The organism is Candidatus Zixiibacteriota bacterium (genome assembly GCA_014728145.1).
Taxonomy (GTDB): Bacteria; Zixibacteria; MSB-5A5; order JAABVY01; family JAABVY01; genus WJMC01.
Map to the genome: position 1 here is coordinate 1 of WJMC01000133.1, position 8,953 is coordinate 8,953.

Sequence of the window (8,953 nt, forward strand, 5' to 3'; positions counted from 1 at the left end):
AAGGTATTGATTTGCAACGCCGACGAGGGCGACCCCGGGGCTTATATGGACCGCAGCCTGCTGGAGGGCAACCCCCACAGCATCATCGAAGGTATGCTGATCGGGGCTCTGGCTACCGGCGCAACCGAGGGTATTATTTACGTCCGCAATGAATACCCGCTGGCTATCAAACACCTGACTATTGCCCTCAGGCAGGCTCGAGAAATGAATTTTTTGGGCTACAATATCATGAGCAAACCGTTCTCGTTTGATATATCCGTGGTGCGAGGCGCGGGAGCGTTCGTCTGCGGTGAAGAGACTTCACTGATTCGCTCGATCGAGGGCAGGATGGGCGAACCGCGTCAGAGACCACCATTTCCGATAGAGAGAGGTCTGAGCGGTAAACCGACCGCTATCAACAATGTCGAGACCTGGGCCAATATCCCGGTGGTATTCTCACTGGGAGCAGAGGAATACGCCAAAATCGGCACCCCGGGCAACTCCGGCACCAAGATATTCAGCCTGGTCGGTAAGGTCAAAAACACCGGTCTGGTCGAAGTCCCGATGGGTACTACGATCAATGAGATCGTCTACGATATCGGCGGAGGCTCCTCCTCAAACGCAAAGATCAAGGCGGTTCAGACCGGCGGACCTTCGGGTGGATGTATTCCAGCTGATAAATTCGATCTGCCAATTGATTACGACAGCCTCAGCAAAGTCGGCTCGATCATGGGTTCGGGCGGTATGATCGTCATGGACGGTAATACCTGCATGGTAGACATCGCCAAGTACTATATGGGATTTCTCAAAGATGAATCCTGTGGCAAGTGCTTTACCTGCCGCAAGGGCACTCAGCGCATGTATGAAATCCTGGACGATATCTCCAGGGGCAAGGCCACTACCGGACACCTGGATCTCTTGGAGCAACTCGCGACAGTCGTGAAAGACACTTCCATGTGCGGGCTGGGACAGTCAGCCCCCAACCCGGTGCTGTCAAACCTGCGCTTTTTCCGCCAGGAGTACCTTGATCATATCGAGAACAAAAACTGCGATGCTGGTGTCTGCCGTGAGCTGGTAGGCGCGCCGTGTCAGTCGACCTGCCCGCTGGGCACCGAGGCCTGGCGCTATATTGCCCATATCGCCCGGGGCGAATACGACGATGCCTATATCGCGATCCGCGAGGCCAATCCGTTCCCCTCGGTCTGCGCTCGTGTCTGCAATCACCCCTGCGAGGATAAATGCCGAGCCGGAACCGCCGGTGGAGAAGCGATCTCTATCAGGGCTCTCAAACGTTTCGTGACCGACCGTACAGATCCATCAATATATCAACCGACACGCAATAACATCAGCCTCAATACAGAAGATCGGGTAGCTATTATCGGAGCCGGCCCGGCGGGGCTGACGACAGCTCATTATCTGTCACTGATGGGCTACAAGTCGACTATCTTTGAGGCCGAATCCAAACCGGGTGGTATGATGTATACCGCTATCCCGGCCTACCGTCTGCCACGCGAGGTGATCGACAAAGAAATCGAATCGCTTTTGGATGACAATATCGAAGTTAAGTACAACACCCGTCTTGGTCAGGAGATAACTATCGACAAGCTTATGGACGACGGCTACAAGGCTGTCTTTTTGGCAATGGGTGCTCATAAGAGTAAACCGCTCCGGATCGAAGGTGAAGGCGCCGAGGGCGTTTATCCCTCGATTCAGTTTCTGAACCATTTCAACGTGCATGGAAAGAAACTGGCCCGGGGATCGGTCGGTGTTATCGGTGGCGGTAACTCAGCTGTCGATGCCGCGCGTGTGGCGATTCGGCAGGAGGATGTGACAGATGTCACGATTTATTACCGCCGCACTAAAGACGAGATGCCGGCCTACGAAGAAGAAATCGAGGCGATGCTCCAGGAGGGTATCAAGCTTGTGCCGATGGTCACCCCTAATAAAGTTGTCAAAAAGGATGGCAAGCTCACTGGACTCGAGCTTTTGCGCAACAAGATGGGTAAGCGTGATCCGGCCGGACGTCGTCGCCCGGTCGCAATCGACGGAAGCGAATTCACTGTTCCGCTCGATACCCTTATCGTGGCTATCAGCGAGGCCTCTGATGTGGACTGCATCTCTGTTGCGAGTTCGATGAAAATCGAAATCGCATCATGGGGCGGAGCGGTCAAGGTCGACCCGGAAACACTGGCTACCAACTGCGACGGTGTTTTCGCTGGAGGCGATTTGACCACCGGGCCGAACACGATTGTCGATGCTATCGCCGCCGGCAAGAGGGCTGCGGTCATGATCGACCGCTACCTGCGTAAAGAACCTCTCAAGCAACCGGCAGTACAGGTATTGCCCGAGAAGTATGTCGAGACGGCTGAATGCAGACAGGAAGGTGATATGAGCAAGCGGGTCGAGACGCCGCGGGCCGACGTTATGTGGCGTAAGCGCGGCTTTGCCGAAGTCGAGATGTCGTTAACACGCGAGGAAGCGACCCGTGAGGCCTGCAGGTGCCTGAGATGCGATCTGGAATTTACACATAAAGAGAGCGAAGAACCGGAATCCCGGCCTGTCATGGCAGGAGGTAAATGATGGTAACCATAAATATTAACGGCGTAGACCTGGAAGTAGAAGAGGGTTCAACTGTCCTGGAGGCCGCCCAGTTTCTGGGATTTCCGATCCCTACCTTGTGTCATCATGAAGGCCTGACACCGTATGGCGCCTGTCGCCTGTGTGTGGTGGAGATCGGGGAAGCTCCCCGCTCCAAACTCGTGACCTCCTGCACCTACCCGGTGCAACAGGGGCTCAAGGTGCGAACTGCTTCTGAGCGAGTCACCAAAGCGCGCAAAATGATCATCGAATTGCTCCTGGCTTCCTGCCCGCAGTCAAAGACCATCCAGGATCTGGCGTCGAAGTACCATGTCACTCAACAGAGGTTCAAGCAGGAGTATGAAGACTGTATCCTGTGTGGCCTGTGTGTGCGCATGTGCGAGGAGCAGATGGTTGCCAAGGCGATCGGTTTCCGTGGCCGTGGAGAAAACCGCAGTATCGGCACCCCCTTTGATCTCAAGTCGGATGTCTGCCGTCAGTGCGGGGGATGTATCTATATCTGCCCGGCCTGCATGTTGCGGTGTACATACACTGAACCTGATAAAGCGATCTGCGGCGGCTGCCTGAACATCAGCGCGCCCTGCGTAGAAAAAGAGCAGTTCCATGATATGATGTGTTACATGGATCCCTGCGTTGCCTGTGAAATTGTTGATATTAAGAAGATAGAAGGAGGAAAGTAGGAGATGTCACTCACCAGAGTTAATGCCTCAGCCGCGACTTTGACCAAAAACAGGACTGAGGATTCAATTGTCCCGGCTTCGGGTATGTGTGTCACCTGCGTCGACGGCTGTGTCGGCATGTGTGAAATTGGCAAATCCGCCTACCGTGGCCATGAAGTTATCTACCCCCAGCCGTTTGGCGTGATCACTACAGCCGGTGAAAAAGTATATCCTGTCGATTACTCGCATTTCAACATCATAGGCGGTGTGATCGGGGCTGAAGGTATCGAGGCTGACAGCGATAAAGCTATTTTCCCGAATGTCGACCTGGAAGTGAAATTCGGTCACGATAATGGTGTCAAGTTCCGCTACCCCTGGATTATCCCCGGCATCGGTTCCACGAATATCGCAAAAAACAACTGGGAAGGTCTGGCGATCGGATCCGCCCTGGCCGGCACCGGTCTGACGATCGGTGAAAATGTGGTCGGTATGGATGTCGAATCCAAAATTGAGAACGGCAGAGTTGTCGACACGGTCGATCTCAAGCGCAGGGTTAACCTCTACAAGGACCATATGCGTGACGGCTATGGCGCAATTATCGTGCAGGCCAATGTCGAGGACACCCGCCTGGGCACCCAGGAATACGCTATCAATGAGCTGGGTGTAGAATGTGTCGAGCTCAAGTGGGGCCAGGGCGCAAAAAATATCGGCGGAGAAGTCAAGATCCGCGATCTCAAAAAGGCCCAGCTCCTCTATGAGCGCGGTTATGTCGTGCTTCCCAACCCGACCGATCCCCATATCATCGAAGCTTTCGAAAAAGGTGCCTTCAAGGAATTCGAACGCCATTCTCGTGTCGGCATGGTGACTGAAGAAGCGTTTGCCCAGAGAGTCGATGAACTCCGCAAGGCGGGAGCTAAGTACGTCTTTTTGAAAACCGGAGCATATCGTCCGCAGGCACTTGCACTAGCTCTCAAGTTCGCCTCAAAATACAATATCGATCTGCTGACAGTCGATGGTGCCGGTGGCGGTACCGGTATGAGCCCGTGGCGGATGATGAACGAATGGGGTATGCCCCCGGTCGAGCTCCATTCGCTTCTCTACCAGTATGCCCAGAAACTGCACGACAACGGTGAACACCTCCCGGCAATCGCAGTCGCGGGTGGATTCACTTTCGAAGACCAGATATTCAAAGGTCTCGCCATGGGCGCGCCGTTTGTCAAGCTGGTCGGTATGGCCCGTTCGCCGATTGCCGCCGCCATGGTCGGCAAGACTATCGGACGCACGATCCGCGAACACCAGATCCCGGTCTATGTCGAAAGGTTCGGAAACTCGATCGACGAAATCTTCGTGACCGCGGCTGAACTGCGCAAGGAACTCGGCAACGACGAGTTCGATAAACTGCCTACCGGCGCAATTGGGCTGTTCACTTATTATGAACGTCTGGCCCAGGGTCTGAGACAGCTTATGGCAGGTAGTCGTAAATTCAAACTCGAGCATATGACCCGTGATGACCTGATCGCGCTGACCCCGGAAGCGTCCGAAATCAGCGGAATCACTTATGTTATGGATGCTGATAAAGAGGAAGCCGAGAAGATCTTAAACGGTTGATCGATTACTTCTATAAAAAAACCCGCCTGATGACGCAGGCGGGTTTTTTAATTTGTGACCTGGTTAAAATGAATTGAATGTTACTTCCACAACTGAGTTTTCATCACACTTGTATTCGAGCAATTCATACCAGTTCAAATCCGGTTCATTGTAAGTCCGATATTGCAGATCCTCAATAATCTGACAGGCCTGTTCACCCTCGATTCGGAACTGAATATAGTATTCATCCCATAGAGTTGCCGTGCTGATACTGCCAATTTCAACCTTATATTCACGTTTTGTGGCGGTTACGGAAGCAGGCTGTACAAATTCCGCATCTGCACTGACCAGGCTCCTGCTCTGCGGGTCAATAACGATGGTTGCCGAACCACTGCTATTGACCGGATTGGCGTAGAGCGCGGTATCCCAGACTGCCGTAAATGTGTTGCCGTTGAAACTTCCATGCAGATATGTTCCCTCATCGAAATTTACACCAGTCCAGTGTTCGGTGGGATCGCGATAGGAATAATGAGTCCTGAGTTTACCCTCAACGGATATATTTATGTAGAATCTGGTGAAACGGCTCAGATCAAAGGGATCGATCACCAGCGTATCCAGATCGACCGCGACATGCGTATCACCCTCCGGATCGGCATAAATCGGAATATCATAGCTCTTGCCATTGTAATCGACTCTTAAGTAACTGCTGTCGGGAAAGATTTCTATGTAATCGGTTACCCCTGTCCCCCTTGTAATTACATTTTCACTTCGCGTAAAATATTCAGTGGATCCGACTTTGGCCACGCATTTGACATCAGCGCCAATTACAGGATCACCATCCGGGTTGACGATAGTCGCTTTGGCATTATAGCGCCAACCCAGGCGTTCCAGTATGACCGGATACTTGTCTTTCTGGCCTGTGCTTACAAGGTAATCTTTGACATCTTCTCTGAGCTCATCGATATCAGTAGCACCTTTGTCGATAATCCCGAACAGGTCTTTGAAACTGGCGCCCACTGCCGGGAAGTCACGCTCATTGGAAATGAATTCCATGTCCCTGATTTTCGAATTAGTAGAATTCAGCCGCGCCAGAAGACAGCATCCAAAACCTTCCAAACTTGGATAATCGGTGAGATCGGGATCCTTGCCGGGCATCATTATACCCGGTTCAGTAGCATCGGCCGAGTTCACATGCCCGAGCAGAAAATACTGCGCGAAATAGGCGATATCTTCAGTTATACTCTGGCGCATGTAATGAGAATCTCCGAGACCATGATTGTCTGGAGCGGAGTTTTCGATCTGCAGATAGGTTGCGTCACCGATGAGAACATGATGCATGTAGTGGCCGACTTCATGCGCGATAGTGTTGGCACCGCTGTTAGCGGTAATCCCGATCATAGGTGTGGTCGAATTGCCGATCAGTCTGCGTCGGGTAAAGCCTATATAGTAGTTGTCGTCGGCGTAGTAGGTCGGTGCCAGACGTCCATTGACCTCGCTGGTGGCATTCGACTTGATAGACGAGGGCAGTGAATCGAGGATATGATTGATAAATTCCGTGGCCTGGCTTTCAATGGCTGACAGTTTGACAGCGTCACTGCTACCGGCAGGAATCTTTGTAATCCAGTGATACTTGAAACCCTGGTGATCTGTGGCATACGCGAAGCCGTCACCCGCATTTGCAGATCCATCCAGTACCAGTTCGAACACCGCCTCCTCTGAGGACGATTCAACTTCTGCCAGCGCTCGCCAGTCATCTTCATCGCGCTCATCACGGCTTCCGTATGACTTGCCGTAACCCATCAGCATCACACAATATGCCCCCTCTTTCGGGACTCTGGCCTGAATCCGCTCAGAACCGCTGTATTGTAAAGAAAAACCCTCACCGTCAAAATCGGGTTCGGGTCCCGACTTGATTTTAGCTACAGTCAGGGTACCTTGACCGCCCTCCGGCAATACAAAATCCAAACCTGTCAAACTGTCCTCGATTACAGTAGAAGAACTCGATTCCAGTGAGTAGGTGGAGGGAGTCTCGGTTTCCCAGTTAACTTCGTTTTCAGGGTTGGTTGAACTATCGCCACCCCCGCATGAGAGCAGGAATGTAAATATAAGAAAAGCTATAACCAACATGCCACTTCTGATGCTCATACGATTGTCTCCTTAATCCCGGTTGCATGTTAAAATTCCGCTAATTATATGCTAACAATCGACAGTTTACAAGCGATATTGCCCCCTAATTTACATTTTTAGTATATCTAATTTTATCTCCGACAATAGGCTACAAAAGAAGTAAACAATGAGTTAATTTCAAAAGCTGTGGAATTTGACTCTGACCGGAAAAAACAGAGCGAAAAGTTAATTGCTACCAGATCCTGATTCAGACATAGTCTCAGGATTCATCCCCACACCACTTTCTTTATCATTGAACAGGCGAAACTCCGGTAGAATGCGAGGTTTCTTACGTAACAATCTCATTTGAGACCATTTCGCCAGAAACTTGCTCAGTGACCTCGACTCCGAAGCATGTCCCCGTGATGAAAACGAGAAGTAGAAAGCGAGTTGATAAGCTTCGTAGAAAGCTTGATTTTGAATCCAGGGCTTGTTTTTAGCGCTCTTCCAGTCGCTGAAATAGCACCATCTGGCGGGCACCATTTCTGGCACTTCCTGCTTGATCTTTAGATCGTTATAAAGTGGTGTGCCTAAAATAGGCGAAATAATCTCCATTACGCTCCAGCTTTCTGGATCTATCTCTTGTAGAATTCTGGCCGTCTCAACGCTCTCATAGAGATTGTCAAAGGTTTCCTCAGGGAAGCCACACGTAAATGAAAATACACAAGTAATGCCGTATTTTTTGCAAAGCTTTGCGGTATCGAAGGTGTCGCTGGTCGAACATCCTTTTGCCATCTGTTCAAGCTGTTCAGTTGAACCTGATTCAACTCCTAAAAAAACACTCTCACAACCGACTTCAGCCAGCTTTTTGACGAATTCTTCTTTATTGAGCTCATCTACCCGGGCTGCCAAATGGAATTTTATGTGCGGATGTTTTTCTCTGATGGCCTTCAGAAGCCTGAATCCGCGGTTACGGTGCGTGAGAAAATCATCATCCATGAACTGTATCTTGTTTATCTTGTAACGCAAAGTAAGCAAATCCACTTCTTCCATGACTTTTTCGATGCTTTTAGCACGGTAACTCCTCTGGCCCTTATGCAGTAAATTGTTGTAACAAAATGAGCATTTGAACGGACAGCCACGTGCCGAATTAATCGCCAGATATCCCTTTGGTCCCAAATAATAAGGCATATTTTTCAACCAGCCGCCAGGCGCCGATTGGCTTATAATCAAGGTCGACTGGTTTTCGAGGGGAGCCAGCTTCTATTTCACCATCTCTTCTGTACACTAACCCGTTTACCTTAGCAGGATCAAAGCTTCCGCCCCTTGCTTTCATCTCCGTAACCAATTCGGTCATAGTCTCTTCGCCATAGCCAGAAACGATATAATCCAGTTCGGGAATATCCATACAGAGTTTCTGATGTAACGATGGAAACGAACCGCCCCAGACCACTTTGGTGTTTGGCGAGTGTTTCTTTATAAGACGGCTCAGTTCGATCGCACGCGGAAGGGCATTAACAGGCATTATTGAAATTCCTGCCAGCAGAGGTCTTTCGCGTTTCAGGTAATCCCCTAAACAGCCTTCTGTATCTACCCTAAGATCAATTATATCAACATCATGACCTGCATCCAGAAGATAGGTAGAAATGTAGATCAAAGGTGAAGGTGCGCCCAGATGCGGTTTTTTGGATTTTATATTCTGGAGTCTTTGAATCTTCGATGAAGGTTCGACAAACAGTACATCAGACATTTCTGTCTCGCTCAGACAAGAAGCCTATCAAATTATTATCTTCCCTGGTCAAATATATACGCAATGCGCAGTATTTACAAGGATTTTTCAATAATACGTTATGGCACATATAGTCCATTATTATTTAGGCAGAGAAATATAAGAGTTCATAGTTTTTATGATAAAAAGGTGAATCTTTCCAATTAACTTCTTGACTTGGAGAAGGCAAAATATTAAGATTCAGCAGGTAAGCATCATACAATATCTTATTTTTCAGGGGTAGTGAGCAAATTCC

The 8,953-nt window shown here is 50.1% G+C and carries 6 protein-coding genes; 3 read left to right on the forward strand and 3 right to left on the reverse strand.

All coding sequences use genetic code 11. From position 1 onward, the window contains the following. The 3 genes from GF404_07765 to GF404_07775 all read left to right on the forward strand — a co-directional run. A partial coding sequence (locus GF404_07765) for an NAD(P)-binding protein (GenBank protein MBD3382077.1) occupies positions 1–2,559 on the forward strand: 2,559 nt, incomplete at its 5' end. Beyond that, the gene (locus GF404_07770; GenBank protein ID MBD3382078.1) at positions 2,559–3,257 is read left to right on the forward strand and encodes a hypothetical protein; all 699 of its coding nucleotides are present in this window, start codon (positions 2,559–2,561) and stop codon (positions 3,255–3,257) included. The genes GF404_07765 and GF404_07770, both read left to right, overlap by 1 nt. 3 nt (positions 3,258–3,260) lie before the next feature. Continuing rightward, positions 3,261–4,844, forward strand: a complete 1,584-nt coding sequence (locus tag GF404_07775) for an FMN-binding glutamate synthase family protein (GenBank protein ID MBD3382079.1) — start codon at positions 3,261–3,263, stop codon at positions 4,842–4,844. Positions 4,845–4,907: 63 nt separating this feature from the next. Here GF404_07775 and GF404_07780 read toward each other — a convergent pair whose 3' ends face one another. The 3 genes from GF404_07780 to GF404_07790 form a co-directional block, all read right to left on the reverse strand. After that, positions 4,908–6,968, reverse strand: a complete 2,061-nt coding sequence (locus GF404_07780) for a hypothetical protein (GenBank protein MBD3382080.1) — start codon at positions 6,966–6,968, stop codon at positions 4,908–4,910. Positions 6,969–7,175: 207 nt separating this feature from the next. Beyond that, a complete protein-coding gene (locus tag GF404_07785) occupies positions 7,176–8,129 on the reverse strand; it encodes a radical SAM protein (GenBank protein MBD3382081.1) in 954 nt (317 codons plus the stop codon). After that, positions 8,080–8,679 (reverse strand): hypothetical protein, encoded by a 600-nt coding sequence (locus tag GF404_07790; GenBank protein ID MBD3382082.1) that lies wholly within the window; start codon positions 8,677–8,679, stop codon positions 8,080–8,082. The genes GF404_07785 and GF404_07790 overlap by 50 nt, the downstream gene beginning before the upstream one ends. Positions 8,680–8,953: the final 274 nt, after the last annotated feature.